The organism is Microbacterium sp. ZW T2_14 (genome assembly GCF_044987405.1).
GTDB lineage: Bacteria > Actinomycetota > Actinomycetes > Actinomycetales > Microbacteriaceae > Microbacterium.
On sequence record NZ_JBJDRK010000022.1, the window covers coordinates 20,519 to 38,282 of the forward strand.

Genomic DNA, 17,764 nt, shown 5'->3' on the forward strand with positions numbered 1-17,764 from the left:
GCGACGACCGCATCGGGGGCGGCAACGGCGACGACGCGATCACCGGCGACGCCGGGGCGGACACGATCTTCGGCGACCACGGTCGCATCGACTACGCGACCCCAGACGGGCTCCGTCACCTCATCACGACGACCGACCCGCTGGTGGCGGCGGGGGACGACACCATCTCGGGCGGCACCGAGCGCGACGTGATCCTGGGCGGCAACGGCGCCGACACGCTCCGCGGCGACGCCGAGGCCGACATCATCCTGGGCGACCACGGGCTCGTCCGCGACGGCACCGCGACCGGCACCACCGACGGCACGTGGGACCTCATCACCACGACCGACCCGAACCAGGGCGCCGGCGACCTCATCTCGGGCGGCACCGAGAACGATGTCATCCTCGGCGGCACGGGCGGCGACACCGTCAGCGGCGACGCCGGCAACGACCTGATCTTCGGCGACCACGGCAAGGTCGAGTCGACCGTCGCGTACAACGGCGTGGTCGGCATCTTCCTCGAGCTGCTGCCACTGAACATGCCGCTCGCCGCCCACCCGTTCCGCTGGACCTCGATCGACACTCAGGTCGCCGACGGCGGCGACGGCGACCTCCTCCGCGGGAACGCCGGCGAGGACGTCATCATCGGCGGCCAGGGCGCCGACCGCATCACGGGCGGCGACGGCGACGACGACCTCATCGGCGGCCACAACGTGGCCGGCGGAGCGGACACGGGCGACTTCATCGACGGCGGGGCGCAGAACGACGCGATCGCGGGCGACAACGCGAACCTGCTGCGCACCGGCGACATCTCGAGCCGACGGTTCCAGGTGCTCACCGGCACCGGGATCTACGCGCAGGACACCGGGTGCGCGAACGTCGCCGGCGGCACCTGCGGCACGAACCCGGCGAACTCCTCCGACGACCCGCGGGGCGCCAAGGAGCGCGACGTCATGCTGTTCGACCACGACACGTCGACGCAGCCCGGGGTGTACGGCGACGACGTGATCGCGGGCGGTGCCGAGGACGACCTCATCTTCGGCCAGCTCGGCGACGACTGGATCCAGGGCGACGGCTCGGCGATCGACGACTCCGGCGCGGTCACCGTCGATGTGCGCACCACCCGCCAGTCCGCCGAGGACTGGGCAGGACCCGGGCGCGACGGTGACGACTACGTGGAGGGCAACGGCGGCAACGACGTCCTCTTCGGCGGCCTGGGGCGTGACGATCTCATCGGCGGCAGCTCCGAGCTGTTCAGTCTGACGACCGCCGCGCGCCGCCCCGACGGTGCGGACACGATCTTCGGCGGCGCCGGCATCCGTCTCGTCCGCAACAACTACGGCGACCTCGAAGAGGGCGGACACGCCGCCGACAGCGACGTCATCCTGGGCGACAACGGCAACATCCACCGCCTGGTGCGCGTCGTCGCCGGGGCCGCAGACGCGAACCCGTACACCCCGAGCACCGCCTTCCTCACCTTCACCTACGACACCTACGCCGGCGCGGTGCGGCTGCTCCCCCGCGCCTACACGTTCCTCGACTACACGCAGGGTTCCGGCGCCGGCATCGGCGCGGCGGACCTGATCCACGGCGAGGACGGCGACGACACCATCCACGGCCAGCTCGGCGACGACGTGCTCTACGGCGAGGGCCAGGATGACGACATCTACGGCGGATGGGGCAACGACCGCATCTACGCCGGCACCGGAGTCGACGGCGTCATGGGCGACGACGGCAAGCTGCAGACCAGCCGCAACGGACTGGCCGAGCCGCTGAACAACGTGAACACCGCGGATGCTCAGCAGTACGTCTCCATCCCGGGACCGTTCACCGGCGCCGAGGTGTACGTCCTCGGCGAGCTGCTCAAGCGCGCCGACTTCGCGACCTGGATCGAGGGACCCGTCAACAACGACGTCATCTACGGCGGCCTGGGCGACGACTTCCTGCACGGCGGCGAGGGCAGCGACTCGATCTCGGGCGCCGAGGCGATGCAGGCGTTCTACAACAGCGACCTCCGCATCGGCGTGCGGACGCGGCTCGCGACCGAGCTGCCGACGGTCGACACGAACCCGCTGCACTACGACGCCGACACGACGATGTTCGCGCAGTACGACGCCGACGACCCGCGCTCGATCATCCCCGGCTTCCTCTTGAACTTCGACGCCTACGTCCTCGACGAGGCGACGGGCCTGCCGATCGACATCGACGGGGTCAGAGTCAAGAGCGACGACGGTCGCGACCGCATCTACGGCGACCTGTGGCACGACTGGCTCGTCGGCGGCACGAACTGCGACTGGCTCTTCGGCGGGTTCGGCGACGACCTGCTGCAGCTCGACGACAACCTCGAGACGGCGGGCGGCGCCAACACGGATCCCGAGAACGACGACCCGCGCTTCCGCGACGGCGACTTCGCCTTCGGCGGCGCCGGCCGCGACGTCCTGATCGGCAACACGGCCCAGGACCGCATGTTCGACTGGGGCGGCGAGTTCAACAGCTTCATCGTCCCCTTCAGCCCCTTCGGTCTCCCCACCGTCAACCGCGTCTTCAGCCCGAACGCCCGCGACTTCATCCGTGCGCTGTCCGAGGCGGGCGGCTCGGACGAGGGCCCCGGTGTGCCGCCGGGTGAGCCGTACGACGAAGAGGCCCTGGTGGAGCCGAGCGACGGCGACCTGTGGCAGGAGCAGCACGGCGGCCCGCGCGACCCGCAGCCGGGCAACCTCCCGGGCGTCGGTCGTGACGACGTCGGTGGTCCGAACCTTCACTGCCCGTGCGACGGGCAGACCATCCTCCGGGTCGTCAAGTACGTGAACGGCGAGGACGCGAACGAGTCCGGTCCGACGGTCGCGGTGGGGTCCACCGTGGTGTGGACCTACACCGTGACCAACCCGGGCTCGATCCCCATCCGCCTGACGCGCATCCTCGACGACGCCGGCACGCCCGCCGACCCGTCGGACGACTTCGTCCCCACCTACCTGTCGGGGGACACCGACGGCGACGGCTTCGTCGACCCGGGCGAGACGTGGCTCTTCCGCGCCGAGGGGATCGCCCGCGCCGGCCGCTACATGAACGTCGTGATCGTCGAGGGTGTCGGCGACACCGGCCACTCGGTCCGCGACAGCGATCCCGCCGTCTACAACGGCCTCACCGGCCCGGGCGATGTGCTGCTCTTCGTCGAGAAGGCGGTCAACGCCGCCGATCCGCTGCATCCGACACCGACGGAGGATGCCGACACGGCGACCGGACCGGTGGTCACCGCCGGATCGCAGGTCGTGTTCACCTACCTCGTCACCTCGCTCAACGGCTGGGTGGCCGGCATCACGCTCGTCGACGACAACGGCACCCCCGGAGACCCCAACGACGACTTCGCACCGACCTACGTCTCGGGCGACACCGACGGCGACGGCATCCTGGATCCCGGCGAGGTCTGGGTGTACCGCGCCGTCCGTCTCGCGATCGTCGGCCAGTACACGAACAAGGCCACGGCGGGCGGCACGGGCGGCGGGCGCGCACTCGTGGCCACCGACACGGCGAACTACTTCGGCATCCCGGTCGGCCAGACCGTGCTCTTCGTCGAGAAGGCCGTGAATGCGGTCGATCCACTGCACCCGACGCTCGCGGAGGACGCCGATTCGCCGACGGGCCCGAGGGTCGCGGTCGGCTCGCAGGTCATGTTCACGTACCTGGTCTCGGCGGTCGGCGGGCCGGTCGCGGCACTCACGCTCCGCGACGACAACGGCACGCCGTTCGACCTCACCGACGACTTCACCCCGGTGTACCTCTCGGGTGACACCGACGAGGACGGCATCCTCGACCCGGGCGAGGTCTGGTTCTTCCGCGCCGTCCGTGCGGCGATCCTGGGCCAGTACACGAACATCGCGACCGCGCGCGGTGCTGCCGGCGACACGCCCCTCGTGGCGACCGACGCCGCGAACTACTTCGGCGTCCCGGTCAGCGACACGGCGCTGTTCGTCGAGAAGGCGGTCGACGCGGTCGATCCGCTGCACCCGACGTCGGCGGAGGACGCCGACATCGCCACCGGGCCGAGGGTGATCATCGGGTCGCAGGTCGTCTTCACCTACCTGGTCTCGGCCGTCGGCGGCCCCGTGTCGGCCGTGAGCCTGCGTGATGACAACGGCACACCCGGCAATCCGGGCGACGACTTCACCCCGGTGTACGTCTCGGGCGACACCGACGGCGACGGCATCCTCGACGTCGGCGAGGTCTGGCTCTACCGGGCGGTCCGCACCGCGGTGCTCGGCCAGTACACCAACGTCGCCACCGTCCGCGGTTCGGCAGGCGGCCTGGCGCTCGACGACACCGATGTCGCGAACTACCTCGGCATCCCGGTGGCGCTCGTGTCGATCGAGAAGGCGGTCAACGCCGCGTCGCCGCTGGGCCCGACCGCACAGGACGATGCCGACACGGCCGTCCTCGCCAAGCGCATCGCCGTCGGCTCCGCCGTCGTGTGGACCTACCTCGTGCGCAACCTCACGACGTTCAGCCTCCACGGCGTCACCGTCGTCGACGACAACGGCACCCCTGACGACGCGAGCGACGACTTCACTCCGGCGTATGTGTCGGGCGACACCGACGGCGACAACGAGCTCGATCCCGGTGAGGTGTGGCTCCTCTCCTCCGCCGGCGTCCGGGCCTTCGCGGCACTGGCCGGCCTGTACGGCAACACGGCTACCGTCACCGCCTACGACCAGGCGGGCGCGACCGCCACGGCTCGCGACTCCGCCTTCCACTTCGGCGCGATCGCCCGTCCTGAGATCGTGAAGTACGTGAACGGACAGGATGCCGCGACCGCACCCGGACTGGAGCAGCCGGTCGGCGCCACGGTGACGTGGACGTACACCGTGACCAACCCCGGCAACATCGCGCTGGCGATCACCGTGCGCGACGACAACGGCACGCCGCTCGACCCGTCGGACGACTTCACCCCGACGTACCTGTCGGGCGACACCGACGGCGACGGCCTGCTGGACCCGGGTGAGACGTGGCTCTATCGCGCCACCGGCGTCGTGGCGGCCGGCGCCTACGTCAACGTCGCGACCGTCGTCGGCACCGTGCCGGGAACGACGATCACCGGCAGCGACACCGACGACGCGCATCACGTCGGGGTGGTGGTGCCGCCCACGGGCATCGTCGTGATCAAGCGCGCGAACGGTCAGGATGCCGACACCGCCGCCGCGGCCGTGCGCGTCGTACCCGGATCCACGATCGTCTGGACCTTCGAGGTGCGCCTCATCGACGGCTCGCTGCCGCTCGGCGGCATCGTGCTCGTCGACGACCGCGGCACCGCGCAGACCGACGACGACGTGACGCTCGCGCTGCTGAGCGGCGACGACGACCTGAACGGCATCCTCGATGCCGGTGAGGTCTGGCGCTACAGCTGGACCACCGTCGCCACGGCGGGCGCCTTCCGCAACGTCGCCACGGTGAGGGGCGCCGACCGCTACGGCCGCGTGTTCACCGACGACGATCCGGCTCATGTGTACGGTGCGGTCGTCGGCATCGATGTCGAGAAGGCGATCAACGCGGCCGACGCCTGGCATCCGACGGCGCTCGAAGACGCCGACACCAGCGGGCCGCAGCTGCTGCCGGGCACCACGGTGACCTGGACCTACCTCGTCCGCAACACGGGCAACACGCCGCTGACGGTGAAGCTCGTCGACGACAACGGCACGCCGGGCAGCACCGCGGACGACGTCGCGCCGACCCTCGCCGGCGGCGACACGAACGGCAATGGTCTGCTCGATCCCGGCGAGGTGTGGCTGTACCGCTACGGCAGCACCGTCCGCGCCGTCGACTACACGAACACCGCCACCGCGACCGGCACCGACCTCGTCACCGGACAGACCACGGCCGATCGCGACGCCGCGGTCTACCGCGCCGCCACCGGCGGGGCCGAAGGACACACACCCGGCTTCTGGAAGACGAACGCGACCAACTGGGGCGCCGTCGCCTGGCCGCGCCTGCCCGACGGGTCGCTGCTGTACAGCCCGACGCAGACGGTGAGCAGCATCTTCTCGGCGGCGACCGGCGCGTACGGATCTCAGACGCTGCTGCAGGCGCTGGGCGGCAACGGCGGCGGCGTGACCGCTCTGCTGCGGGCAGCCGTGTCGGCGCTGCTCTCGTCGGCGCACCCCGACATCGCGTACCCGATCACCACCGCCGAGCTGATCGCCCGCGTGAATGCCGCGCTGGCGAGTGGCAGCGCGGCCCAGGTGAACGCGCTCGCCGAAGAGCTCGACCGCTACAACAACTACGGCTCGGACGTCGACCAGCACGGCAACGCGACCGGGTCACGGCTGTTCGACGCCGCGGAGACCGTCACGGCGCCGGTGCCGCCGACGCTGAGCGTGTCGGATGCGACCGTCGTCGAGGGCGGCAAGGGCACGACGGCGCTGGCGACGATGACGGTGTCGCTGTCACAGGCATCCGCCCTGCCGGTCACCGTCACCTTCACCGTCGTCGGCGGCACGGCGTCGGCCGGAAGCGACTACACCGGGCCGATGGTGGTCACGCTCACCTTCGCTCCGGGGCAGACGACCGCCACCGTCACGTTCACGATCATCGGCGACCGCACCAAGGAGGCGAACGAGACGGTGCTCGTGCAGCTCTCGAACGCCTCGGGCGCGACGATCGGCGACGGGCAGGGCACGCTGACGATCGTGAACGACGACTGACCCGGACGGGAGCGCGAGGGCGGGCTCGGTAGGCTGGAACCCATGCTCAACATGGCCGAGGGCGTGGCACGCCTCGGCGCGCTCGCCGAGTCCCCCGTCGTCGCGACGCTCGCACGCGCCTTCGCCGACGCCGGCTTCGACCTGGCGATCGTGGGGGGTCCCGTGCGCGATGCGCTCCTCGGCCGCCGCACGAACGACCTCGACTTCACGACGAACGCGCGGCCCGACGACATCCTCCGCATCGTGAAGCCCGTCTCGAGCGCGCAGTGGGACATCGGCCGTGCGTTCGGCACGATCGGGGCCCGGGTCCGCGGCGAGCAGGTCGAGATCACGACCTACCGGGCCGACAGCTACGACGGCGTGACCCGCAAGCCCACCGTCGAGTTCGGCGACACCATCGAGGGCGACCTCGTGCGCCGCGACTTCACCGTCAACGCCATGGCGCTGCGGGTACCGGGGCAGACGCTGGTCGATCCCACCGGCGGTGTCGAAGACCTGCTTCACGGCATCCTCCGCACTCCCGCCGACCCGGCCGTCAGCTTCGGCGACGATCCGCTGCGCATGCTGCGAGCCGCCCGCTTCGCCTCCCAGCTGGGCTTCGCGGTCGATCCCGCCACCGAGGCGGCCATGGCCGAGCTGCGTCGCACGCTCGAGATCGTGAGCCCGGAGCGCATCCAGGCCGAGCTCGTCAAGCTGCTGTCGACCGACGACCCGGTACGCGGCATCCGTCTGCTCGTCGAGACGGGACTGATGGGCGAGTTCCTTCCGGAGATCCCCGCGCTGCAGCTCGAGGTGGACGAGCACCACCACCACAAGGATGTCTACGAGCACTCGCTGACGGTGCTGCGTCAGGCGATCGATCTCGAGAAGGCGCGCAATCCCGGTGCCCCGCCCGACGTGCCGCTGCGGGTGGCCGCCCTGCTGCACGACATCGGCAAGCCCGCGACGCGGCGCCTCGAGCCCGGTGGTGGTGTGACGTTCTACCACCACGACATCAAGGGCGCGCGGCTGGCGCGCAAGCGGCTGCAGGAGCTGCGCTTCGACAGCGCCACCATCGCGAGCGTGACGCGGCTCATCGAGCTGCACCTGCGCTTCTTCGGCTATTCGGAGGGCGCCTGGACCGATTCGGCGGTGCGCCGCTACGTGCGGGATGCCGACGCCGAGCTGGACCGCCTGCACATCCTCACCCGCGCCGACGTGACGACCCGCAATGTGAAGAAGGCCACGCGCCTCGCCCGGGCCTACGACGACATCGAACGGCGCATCACCGAGCTCGCCGCCCAGGAGGAGCTCGACGCGATGCGGCCGGAGCTCGACGGCAACCGCATCCAGCAGGTGCTCGGCATCCCGCCCGGCCGCGAGGTCGGCGAGGCCTACCGGTTCCTCCTCGACCTGCGCCTCGACGAGGGCATCTTGGGGACGGATGCCGCGGAGCAGCGCCTGCGGGAGTGGTGGGCCGCCCGCTCCTGAGCCGGTTCGCGATTCCCGGGCGGTGCGTGACGTCAGCGCGACAGTGCGCGGAGGTGCGACGTGACGCGCTCCGCGAACGCGGGGCAGTCGGCGGCTGCGAGAGCGGCGGCGAGCGGCTCGGCGACGCGCCGGCGCGTCACTTCGCGCACGGCCTCGGGCGTGGCGTCGTCCGTCAGGCAGAGGAAGTCGTCGGGCGTGCAGATCTCGAACGGCAGGCCGTCGCCGTCCTCGCCCGGGACGGCGCTCGACGAGAGCAGCAGCTGGGCACCGGTGGTCCGGGCGGCGGCGACGGCACAGCCGCCCTCCGGGCGGCCGACGCGGGGATCGGCAACCGTGTCAGCACCCGCCAGGACCTCGTCGAGGCTGGCGGTGACCAGAGCGATGCGTCGCGGGATCGCCGCCTCTCGCGCGGCCGGATCCCGGCTGTGCCACAGACGCACGGCATCGGCCACGACGGCCGGTGAGGAGTGGAGCTGGAAAGCGTCGGTCTCGTCGCGCAGCAGCGCCAGCCAGTCGTACGGGGTGCGCGAGGCGAGGACGTCGGCGTCGACGAACACACGTTGCAGCACCAGGTCAGGCTACTCGCCGCCGGCTATCGATCCGCTCCGAATTCGTCGTCCAGCTCGCGGAGGGCCTCCAGAGCCGCCCGGCGCTCGTGCGCGCGCCGTCTGCGCAACGCCAGCACGTCGCCGGTGCGCAGCCGCGTGTGCGTTCCGACCTGCCGGGAGGGCAGCTCGCCGCTGCGCACCAGCTTCATCAGCGTGGGTCGCGAGACGCCGACGAGCTCAGCCGCGACGGTGGTGGTCAGCTCCTCCGGCAGTGCGGCGACGGCGAAGTGGTCCCGCCCGAGCCCGCGGAGCACCTGGAACAGGAAGCTGCTGAGCTCCGCCGAGACCGCCGTCGCCGAGCCGTCGTCGGCCGTCAGCGCGAAGTGCGGCGGGCCCGGGTCATCCGCATGCCGCAGGAGGTCGGCGGCCTGCTCGCGCAGGCGCTCCTCGACCAAGACTGTCCCGTTGGTCAACACCACGGTCATAAGGCCCCCCGACCCGTGACGCGCCACCGTTCCGGCGCTGTACGCCGCCATAGTATCCGGTTGCACTTGCACGTGCATGCTTTGCAGATACATGTGGAACGCGCTAGCGTCGGCCGATATCGACCGACCGATGGATGGGACACGACACTGGTGGATGCGGTAGCGCTCAAGCGGACCTGGGCTCAGGTCGCTGCACACGGGGACGCGGTACCCGGGTACTTCTACGCGCACCTCTTCCTCGCCCACCCCGAGACGCGTGATCTCTTCCCGGTCGCGATGGCGGCCCAGCGAGACCGGCTCGTCAAAGCGCTCGGCCACATGGTGAGCAACGTCGACCGCGTCGGCGACGTCGTCGGCTATATCGAGGACCTCGGCCGTGACCACCGGAAGTTCGGCACCATCGCCGGCCACTACCCCGCCGTGGGCGCGTCGCTGCTCGCGACGCTCAAGCACTTCCTCGGTGCCGCGTGGACCCCTGAGCTCGCGGCCGACTGGGCGGAGGCCTACGGCCTGATCGCCACGACCATGATCACGGCGGCGGAGGCGGTCGAATCCGAGCCCGCGACCTGGTCCGGTGAGGTGGTCGAGACCGAGCGGCGGGGGATGGATGTCGGGACCGTCACGATCCGGCCCGACAACAGGTATCGCTTCCAGGCGGGCCAGTCCCTCGCGATGGAGATCCCGCAGCGCCCGCGTCAGTGGCGCTACCTCTCGCCGACGCACGCGCCGCGCGCCGACGGCACGATGACCTTCCATGTCCAGCTGGTCGCCGGCGGCCAGGTCAGCGGAGCGCTGCTGCGCGACGTGAAGCCGGGTGACCGGGTGCGGCTCGGCCCGCCCATCGGCGAGCTGCTGACCCTGCGCTTCGACAGCGAGTGGCCAGACCTGCTGCTGATCGCCGGCGGCACCGGCCTCGCCCCCCTGCTCGCGGTGCTCGACCAGGTCGCCGGGCGCCACGCCGCACGGGGCAGCGGACCCCGTGTCGCGCTGTACCACGGGGCGCGGCATCCGTGGGGGTTCTATGCGAAGCCCGAACTCGATCGGTACGCCGACGCATCGTGGCTGGACGTCACCTACGCGGTGTCGGACGACCCGTCGTTCCCGGGTCGCCGCGGACTGATCGGCGACATCGCGGCCGCAGACGGCCCCTGGGACGACCGCCTCGCGATGGTCTGCGGCTCACCGCGCATGGTCGACCACACGACCGCCGTCCTCCGCCGGGCAGGGTTCGACGAGCACAGCATCCGCAGCGAGAAGTACGAAGACCCGTTCACCCAGCAACCCCGCACCACCGGCGATCCGGCAGCCTCCCCCGAACTCGTTCAGCCGGGCATCGCGCGGGGAATCCAGTAGAGGGCAGAAGCGAAATGACCGCGACCGAATCCGTATCCATCACACCGGAGCTGCTCCGCGGAGTGTCCTTCGCGGAGGAGCGCCACGGCTACGCCCGCGCCGAGGTCCAGGCGCTGCTCGCAGCCGCCGCCGACGCCCTCGAGGTCTCCTGGCGCGACAATGAGGCGCTGACCGCCAGCGGCGTGACCACCGAAGAGGGCGAGATCTCGAGTCGCGCGGTGCTGCTCCTCAGCAGTGCCCAGCGCATCGCCGACGACGCCGTGGCTGAGGCGGAGTCCTACGCCAAGGACCTCATCGAGACGGCGCGCAAGCAGTACCGCGAGATCATCGAGCGCGCGCAGCACGTCGCCCACTCGATCGAGAAGCAGGCTGCGGCTCACCCCGGAGCGATCGCTGAGGCCGCCGCTGCGCAGCCGGCGCAGGTCGCGGCACCCGCGCCCGGCGGCCGGCCGGCAGAGCCCTGGGCCGACAGATCGCCGTCGTTCGCGTTCGCCACCGACGATCTCGCCGCCGCCGGACCGGCATCGCCGGACGACGTCGTGCGCGCCCGTCAGTTCGCCCGCATGGCCACCGCTCAGGTGCACTCGCTGCTCGAGTCGATCGAACGCGAGCTCGGGCGACTGGGCGCGACCCCCGCGCAGACACCGCCGCAGGCCCCCGCGCCGTCCTCGGCGCAGCCTTCCGCCTCGCCGGTGCCCGCGCAGCCGCCCATCCCGCCGGCACCCGCCGTCCCGGCCACGCAGGAGCAGTCCGCGACCGACGATCAGCCCTCGAACGATCGCCCGTGGCGACGGGGCAACGCCGGACGCTGACCCTTTCCCCCGATACAGCCCTCCCGAACCCCTCTCGATCGGAGCACCCGCATGACCGACACCACCGAAGCCACCCTGTACCAGCGCCTGGGCGAGGGCGACGGCATCGCCGCCGTCGTCGACAACATGTACCGGCGCATCCTGGGCGATGAGACGCTCGCGCCGTACTTCGCCGGCACGCGCATGGTCGATCAGAAGCGGCACATGGCCCTCTTCCTCGCCGCCGCCGCCGGTGGCCCGAACGGCTACAAGGGCCTCGACATGAAGGCCGCCCACGCCGGGCGCGGCATCACCGACGCCGACTTCGACCGCGTGATCGGCCACGCCGCCGCCGCGCTCGCCGAGGCGGGCGTCGATGAGGAGACGATCGGTCAGGTCGCCGGTGCGCTGATGCCGCTGCGCCCCGAGGTCACCACCGCGGGCTGAACGACCGGGGGTCCACCGACGACGATTGTGCCGAGGGACGGATGCCGCGGCCCGCGGCGGTCCTACACTGGACGCACGCTCCACCGACGTCGATCGGAGCCGCCGTGTCATCACCCTGGTCGCAGCGCCGTGAGGTGTCGCCCGAGACATCCCGTCTGCTGATCGAGCGCGCGCACGAAGAGCTGGTGTCGGGCAACGCCGCCGACCAGCGCCTCAGCGATGTCCGGACCCTCGTCCGCGAGTCCTGGCGCCGTTCGCTCGACAGCCTCGTCGGCGCCGAAGGGCTGCCACCCCTCGACCTCACCGCCGAAGAGCTCGAGGCATATCGCCGCGCGCACCCGCTCGCGGGCGTGATCGACATGGTGCGAGGGCTGCTGCTGCCCGGTGAAGCCTCCGAATCCGGCGTCGTCGTCGCGGTGGGCGACGCGGCGGGTCGGCTGCTCTGGATCGAGGGCGACCGCAACGTGCGGCGCCTCACGGGCGACATGGGCTTCGTCGAAGGCGCCAACTGGTCGGAAGACGCCGTGGGCACTTCCGCACCGGGCACCGCGATCGCGCTCGACCGGTCGGTGCAGATCGCCGGCGCCGAGCACTTCAATCGGCTCGTCCAGCCGTGGTCGTGCAGCGCCGCCCCCGTGCATGATCCCGAGACCCGTCGCATCCTGGGCGTCATCGATGTCACGGGCGGCCTCGAGGCCGTGACGCCGCAGGCGCAGCTGCTGGTGGATGCCACCGCCCGGGCGATCGAGGGAGAACTGCTTGTCGCGCGGCTCCGCGCCCGCGCCGTCGAGGGGCAGGCTCTTCCCCACGGCGCCACGCGCCGCCGTCCGCCCACGCGGCGCGTCGAACCCACCCGGGCGACGCTCCGGGTGCTGGGACGGGACCGCGCGCTGATCGAGGTGGCGGGCGCGGGGGTCGAGACGCTGTTCGAGCTCGGTCCCCGCCACGCCGAGCTGCTGCTCATGCTCGCCGTGCACCGCCAGGGGCTGTCGGCCGAGCGATTGGCGGAACTCGTGTACGGGGAGCCGGGCGACGGTGCGCGCGGGGCGGGTGCGACATCCGTCACCCTCCGCGCCGAGATGGTGCGCCTGCGCCGTGCGCTCGCGGCATCCGCGCCTGCCCTCGTGCCGGAGTCGCGGCCCTACCGTCTCGGCGTCGAGATCGAGACCGACGCACAGCAGGTGCTGTCGCTCCTCGACCGTGGCGCGCATCGCGTCGCCCTCGCCGCCTACCGGGGCGATGTGCTGCCGGACTCGGACGCGCCCGGGGTCCAGGAGTTCCGCGACACCGTCCGCGTCGCGCTGCGTGAGGCGCTCATGGCCGAGGCATCCGTCGATGTCCTGCTCGCGTTCGCCGAGACGGATGCCGGAGCCGACGATGTCGAACTGCTGAGGCTGTGCCTCTCGCTGCTGCCGGCACGGTCGCCCCGTCGAGCCGGTCTCGTGGCGCGGATCGAGAAGCTCGAACGCGATGGCTGATCGACCGGGAGGTCACGTCTCCGAAGACGAGAGATCGAAAATCGCTAGCTAAACTAGCAACATGGGCGTAGCCTGCCGGTGACAGCACGCAGAGGTGCTGTCGGGGGAGGGAAAGAAATGCGCAAGAAGATCCTGATGACGGTCTGTGCCGCCGCTCTCGCCACCGCCGCTGCGCTGTCCGCGCCGGCGATGGCATCGGCGGAGGGCTACGGCAAGGAGATCAAGGACGGTTGCGGCGCGAGCTACGGCCAGCTCGTGTCGGCGGCCCGTGCCAGCGGCCATGTCGAGGGCAGCGTCAGCGGAGCGATGAACTTCGTCGACAGCGGCCTGGCGGCGGCCCACGGCTGCGGCTGACCGTGGGAACGCCCGCCGTGCTCTCGTGGGCGCGGCGGGCGTCTCCTGTCGGGCGCAACGTTCTGCAACCTCCTGCGTCGTAGCTTCTACGCATCGCGACGAGCACCGTCGCACAATGCGTCGAAGGAGACCATCATGACCATCGTCGAAGAGGGCGTCTCGAGCATCTACGCCGCCCCCGGGCAGCGCGGCTCGATCGCCGACTACCGCCCCCGCTACGGCCACTACATCGGCGGCGAGTTCGTCGAGCCGATCAAGGGCCAGTATTTCGAGAACATCAGCCCCGTCACCGGCAAGCCCTTCACCGAGGTGGGTCGCGGCACGGCCGAAGACATCGACCGCGCGGTGGATGTCGCGTGGAAGGCGTTCGAGTCCTGGAAGCGCACCACCCCGGCCGAACGCTCCGTCATCCTCAACAGGATCGCCGACCGCATCGAGCAGAACCTCGAGAAGATCGCCGTCGCCGAGACCTGGGAGAACGGCAAGCCCGTCCGCGAGACGCTGGCGGCCGACATCCCGCTCGCCGTCGATCACTTCCGGTACTTCGCCGGCGTGCTGCGTGGCCAGGAGGGCTCGCTCAGCCAGATCGACGAAGACACCGTGGCGTACCACTTCCACGAGCCGCTCGGCGTGGTCGGGCAGATCATCCCGTGGAACTTCCCGATCCTCATGGCCACGTGGAAGCTCGCCCCCGCGCTGGCCGCCGGCAACTGCGTGGTACTGAAGCCGGCCGAGCAGACGCCGGCGTCGATCCTGTTCCTCTTCGAGCTCATCGGCGACCTGCTGCCCGCGGGCGTCGTCAACATCGTCAACGGGTTCGGCATCGAGGCGGGCGCGCCGCTGGCGCAGCACAAGCGCATCCGCAAGGTGGCGTTCACGGGCGAGACGACCACAGGCCGGCTCATCATGCAGTACGCCTCGCAGAACCTCATCCCGGTGACTCTGGAGCTCGGGGGGAAGAGTGCGAACGTGTTCTTCGAGGACGTCGCCCGCGACACCGGCGACGCCTACTACGACAAGGCCCTCGAGGGCTTCACGCTCTTCGCGCTCAACCAGGGCGAGGTCTGCACGTGCCCGTCGCGAGCGCTCATCCAGCGCTCGATCTACGACGGCTTCCTCGGCGACGGGCTCGACCGCGTGGCGAAGATCGTGCAGGGCAATCCGCTGGACCCCGCGACCATGATCGGCGCGCAGGCCTCGAACGACCAGCTCGAGAAGATCCTGTCGTACATCGAGATCGGCAAGGCGGGTGGCGCCAAGCTCCTCGCCGGGGGAGAGCGCGTCGACCTGGGCGGCGACCTGTCGGGCGGCTACTACGTCGCCCCGACGGTGTTCGAGGGCTCGAACGACATGCGCATCTTCCAGGAGGAGATCTTCGGCCCGGTCGTCTCGGTGACCTCGTTCGACGACTTCGACGACGCCATCTCGATCGCCAACGACACGCTGTACGGGCTCGGCGCGGGTGTCTGGAGCCGCTCGGGCGACACCGCCTACCGCGCCGGGCGCGCCATCGAGGCGGGTCGCGTCTGGACGAACACCTACCACCAGTACCCCGCGCACGCGGCGTTCGGCGGGTACAAGCAGTCGGGCATCGGCCGCGAGAACCACCTCAAGATGCTCGACCACTACCAGCAGACGAAGAACCTGCTCGTGTCCTACGCCGACGGCGCGATGGGCTTCTTCTAAGCCGGCCGATCAGGCCGTCGCGTCCCGGAGGGGTCCGGCGCGGCGGCCTTCCCCGGGGGAGCCGGTCGCCGGCCGCTCACCCTCGGCATCCATGTCCCCCTTCCCGCCCGTGACGTCCCGGACTCGGCCGGCAGCGCCCTTCGAAGCGATCGAGATCGGGACACGGACAGAGAGAGGCGAGGCGATCGCCATGACCCGGATACGCGCACACTCGCGGGTGGCGGTGACGGATGCCGCGGCATCCCTTCTCCGCCGGCTCACGGCCGAGCACGGCCCGCTGATGTTCCACCAGTCCGGCGGCTGCTGCGACGGCAGCGCACCGATGTGCTTTCCGGTGGGGATGTTCGTCACGGGGCCGTCGGATGTGCGGCTCGGCGAGTTGGACGTGGGTCTGGGCGACCCGCTGGAGGTGTTCATCTCGGCGGCGCAGTTCGAGTACTGGAAGTACACGCACCTCACGATCGACGTCGTTCCCGGCCGCGGCGCCGGGTTCAGCGTGGAAGGCCCGACCGGCAGCCGCTTCATCATCCGCTCGCGGATGCTCGACGACGCCGAACTGGAGCACTTCGGCCTGCGCGGCTAGAGCCAGCCGTTCTCTTCCGCGATGCGGGCGGCGTCGGCGCGGTTGCGGCCCTCCGTCTTGCCGATGGCGCTCGACAGGTGGTTGCGCACGGTGCCCTCCGACAGGTGCAGCATGCGGGCGATGTCGGCGTTCGAGCCGCCGGTGCGGGCCGCGGCCAGCACGTCGGTCTCGCGCTCGGTGAGCGGCGACGCGCCCTGGGCGAGCGAGTCGGCCGCAAGAGCCGGGTCGACGACCCGCAAGCCCTCCGCGACGCGGCGGACGGCGTCGGCGAGCTGGGCGGCCGGTGTGTCCTTGACGACGAAGCCCGACGCGCCGGACCGCATGGCGCGGGCGAGGTACCCGGGCCGCCCGAAGGTCGTCACGATCAGCACCCGGCAGGCCGGGAAGGCGGCGTGCAGCGCGGCCGCCGCGGCGATGCCGTCCATCCCCGGCATCTCGATGTCGAGCAGGGCGACGTCGGCTGCTGCGGCCTGGGCGGCCGCCACGACCTCGTCACCGCGGCCGACCTCGGCGACGACCTCGATGTCGGGCTCCAGCCCGAGCAGGGCCGAGAGCGCTCCGCGCACCAGCGCCTGGTCGTCGGCGATGAGCAGGCGGATCACAGCGCCACCTCCAGGCGGAAGCCGCCGAGATCGCTGCGGCCGACCGAGACACGTCCGCCCGCGGCATCCACTCGCTCGCGAAGACCGGCGAGACCGGTGCCGCCGCCCGCGCCGCCCTCGCCCTGCGCGGCCGGGACGAGAGGCCCGACGCCGTCGTCCTCCACGACGATGCGGCGTGGCTCGAGCCGGATGCGGCAGCGGTGCGCCTTCGCGTGCCGCACGACGTTGGTCACTCCCTCGCGCACGACCCAGCCGGCGAGCTCCCGATGCTCGGGCGCGACGGCATCGGTGGTCGCCGGCGCATCGAGCTCGATGTCGACGGCCGCGAGGGCGACGCGGGCAGCGGCGAGTTCGCCGCTGATGCTCACGCCTCGAAAACCCGCGACGGTGGCGCGCACGTCGGCCAGTGCCCCGCGGGCGAGCGCCTCGACCTCGGCCAGTTCGACCTTGGCGCGCGCGGGATCGACGTCGACGAGCCGCCCGGCGAGCTCGGTCTTGACGGTGATGACGGTGAGCGAGTGCCCGAGGATGTCGTGCACGTCACGCGCGACGCGGCCACGCTCGCGCTCGGCGGCGAGACGTTCCACCTCACGCTGGGCCATCCGCATGCGGGCGAGCGAATCGATCGACCGCATGAACGCGGCCATCATCAGGGAGATCGAGGCGATGATCGCCGGCACCCACAGCACGTCGGCGTTCCAGCCCACGTCGATCACGTCGAACAGCAGCGCGAGCGCGGCGAGGCTGAAGATCGACATCCACGTCACGCGCCAGGGCAGCAGGGCCGTCGCGATCAGCACGCCGACGTAGGTCCACAGCGAGCCGATCCCCCAGCCGAGCCAGGGCCACATCGCGAACGACAGGGCGAACACCGCCAGGATCGGCACCGCTCGCCACCGGAGCGGGATCGTCCAGCTGATCGGCGTCGCGACGAGGAAGGCGACCGCGTAGCCGCACAGCACGGCGATGCCGATCGCAGCTGACGCCGTCGACTCGGCGGCCCCCACGATCTCGGTGCCGGCGCTGAACATCCACAGCAGCGACACGCCGCCGCCCATGTACCACCGCAGCGCGGGCATCGACCAGAGTACCGAGGGCACCGTGTATCCGTCGACCGGGCGACTGCCGCCGGGTCGCATGATCCACAGCGGCCCCCACCCCTGCCTGTCGGAACGGTCGCTCACTGCCTCACCTCGTCTCTCACCCTAGAACGCCCTTCTCCGCTGTCGCGCTCCGCGTCGAGCCAGGGGATTCCCGTCGAGACCGGTGACGTCGCCCTCGGTCTGGCCGAAAATC

At 71.2% G+C, this 17,764-nt stretch carries 13 protein-coding genes (1 of these 13 only partly in view); 9 read left to right on the forward strand and 4 right to left on the reverse strand.

Annotated elements, in window-relative coordinates; translation table 11 throughout:
• Positions 1-6,671: the 3' portion of a Calx-beta domain-containing protein gene (locus tag ACI3KY_RS09285; protein WP_404929888.1), read on the forward strand. It extends 20,404 nt beyond the left edge of the window; the window shows 6,671 of its 27,075 coding nt (coding positions 20,405-27,075); its start codon lies beyond the left edge, outside the window; its stop codon occupies positions 6,669-6,671.
• Positions 6,672-6,713: 42 nt separating this feature from the next.
• The gene (locus ACI3KY_RS09290; RefSeq protein WP_404929889.1) at positions 6,714-8,141 is read left to right on the forward strand and encodes a CCA tRNA nucleotidyltransferase; all 1,428 of its coding nucleotides are present in this window, start codon (positions 6,714-6,716) and stop codon (positions 8,139-8,141) included.
• Between the two features lie 32 nt (positions 8,142-8,173).
• Here the strand turns inward: ACI3KY_RS09290 and ACI3KY_RS09295 are convergent, their stop codons facing one another.
• Together ACI3KY_RS09295 and ACI3KY_RS09300 are read right to left on the reverse strand one after the other, a co-directional pair.
• Positions 8,174-8,710 (reverse strand): hypothetical protein, encoded by a 537-nt coding sequence (locus ACI3KY_RS09295; RefSeq protein WP_404929890.1) that lies wholly within the window; start codon positions 8,708-8,710, stop codon positions 8,174-8,176.
• Between the two features lie 23 nt (positions 8,711-8,733).
• Positions 8,734-9,162: a helix-turn-helix domain-containing protein gene (locus ACI3KY_RS09300; RefSeq protein WP_404929891.1), complete on the reverse strand. Its 429-nt coding sequence runs from the start codon at positions 9,160-9,162 to the stop codon at positions 8,734-8,736.
• 162 nt (positions 9,163-9,324) lie between these two features.
• On the opposite strand from ACI3KY_RS09300, the gene ACI3KY_RS09305 reads away from it, so the two are divergent.
• The 7 genes from ACI3KY_RS09305 to ACI3KY_RS09335 all read left to right on the forward strand — a co-directional run bounded on the left by ACI3KY_RS09305 (position 9,325) and on the right by ACI3KY_RS09335 (position 15,866).
• Positions 9,325-10,527 (forward strand): globin domain-containing protein, encoded by a 1,203-nt coding sequence (locus tag ACI3KY_RS09305; RefSeq protein WP_404929892.1) that lies wholly within the window; start codon positions 9,325-9,327, stop codon positions 10,525-10,527.
• 14 nt (positions 10,528-10,541) lie between these two features.
• Positions 10,542-11,339, forward strand: a complete 798-nt coding sequence (locus ACI3KY_RS09310; protein WP_404929893.1) for a DivIVA domain-containing protein — start codon at positions 10,542-10,544, stop codon at positions 11,337-11,339.
• Between the two features lie 51 nt (positions 11,340-11,390).
• Positions 11,391-11,765: a group 1 truncated hemoglobin gene (locus ACI3KY_RS09315; RefSeq protein ID WP_404929894.1), complete on the forward strand. Its 375-nt coding sequence runs from the start codon at positions 11,391-11,393 to the stop codon at positions 11,763-11,765.
• Positions 11,766-11,869: 104 nt separating this feature from the next.
• Entirely contained in the window at positions 11,870-13,243 is a 1,374-nt protein-coding gene (locus ACI3KY_RS09320) for a transcriptional regulator (RefSeq protein WP_404929895.1), read from the forward strand.
• A gap of 117 nt (positions 13,244-13,360) precedes the next feature.
• Positions 13,361-13,597, forward strand: a complete 237-nt coding sequence (locus ACI3KY_RS09325) for a hypothetical protein (protein WP_404929896.1) — start codon at positions 13,361-13,363, stop codon at positions 13,595-13,597.
• 135 nt (positions 13,598-13,732) lie between these two features.
• The gene (locus ACI3KY_RS09330; protein ID WP_404929897.1) at positions 13,733-15,283 is read left to right on the forward strand and encodes an aldehyde dehydrogenase family protein; all 1,551 of its coding nucleotides are present in this window, start codon (positions 13,733-13,735) and stop codon (positions 15,281-15,283) included.
• A 190-nt stretch (positions 15,284-15,473) separates the two neighbouring features.
• The gene (locus ACI3KY_RS09335; protein ID WP_404929898.1) at positions 15,474-15,866 is read left to right on the forward strand and encodes a DUF779 domain-containing protein; all 393 of its coding nucleotides are present in this window, start codon (positions 15,474-15,476) and stop codon (positions 15,864-15,866) included.
• Here ACI3KY_RS09335 and ACI3KY_RS09340 read toward each other — a convergent pair.
• Entirely contained in the window at positions 15,863-16,468 is a 606-nt protein-coding gene (locus tag ACI3KY_RS09340; RefSeq protein WP_404929899.1) for a response regulator, read from the reverse strand. The genes ACI3KY_RS09335 and ACI3KY_RS09340 overlap by 4 nt on opposite strands.
• Entirely contained in the window at positions 16,465-17,652 is a 1,188-nt protein-coding gene (locus ACI3KY_RS09345; RefSeq protein WP_404929900.1) for a sensor histidine kinase, read from the reverse strand. Before ACI3KY_RS09345 ends, ACI3KY_RS09340 begins: the two co-directional genes overlap by 4 nt.
• Positions 17,653-17,764 lie beyond the last annotated feature (112 nt).

Excerpts from the sequence above, each read along its gene's own strand:
- ACI3KY_RS09290 (WP_404929889.1), top strand. The coding sequence starts at position 6,714 with ATGCTCAACATGGCCGAGGGCGTGGCACGCCTCGGCGCGCTCGCCGAG.
- ACI3KY_RS09310 (WP_404929893.1), top strand. The coding sequence starts at position 10,542 with ATGACCGCGACCGAATCCGTATCCATCACACCGGAGCTGCTCCGCGGA.
- ACI3KY_RS09315 (WP_404929894.1), top strand. The coding sequence starts at position 11,391 with ATGACCGACACCACCGAAGCCACCCTGTACCAGCGCCTGGGCGAGGGC.
- ACI3KY_RS09325 (WP_404929896.1), top strand. The coding sequence starts at position 13,361 with ATGCGCAAGAAGATCCTGATGACGGTCTGTGCCGCCGCTCTCGCCACC.
- ACI3KY_RS09330 (WP_404929897.1), top strand. The coding sequence starts at position 13,733 with ATGACCATCGTCGAAGAGGGCGTCTCGAGCATCTACGCCGCCCCCGGG.
- ACI3KY_RS09335 (WP_404929898.1), top strand. The coding sequence starts at position 15,474 with ATGACCCGGATACGCGCACACTCGCGGGTGGCGGTGACGGATGCCGCG.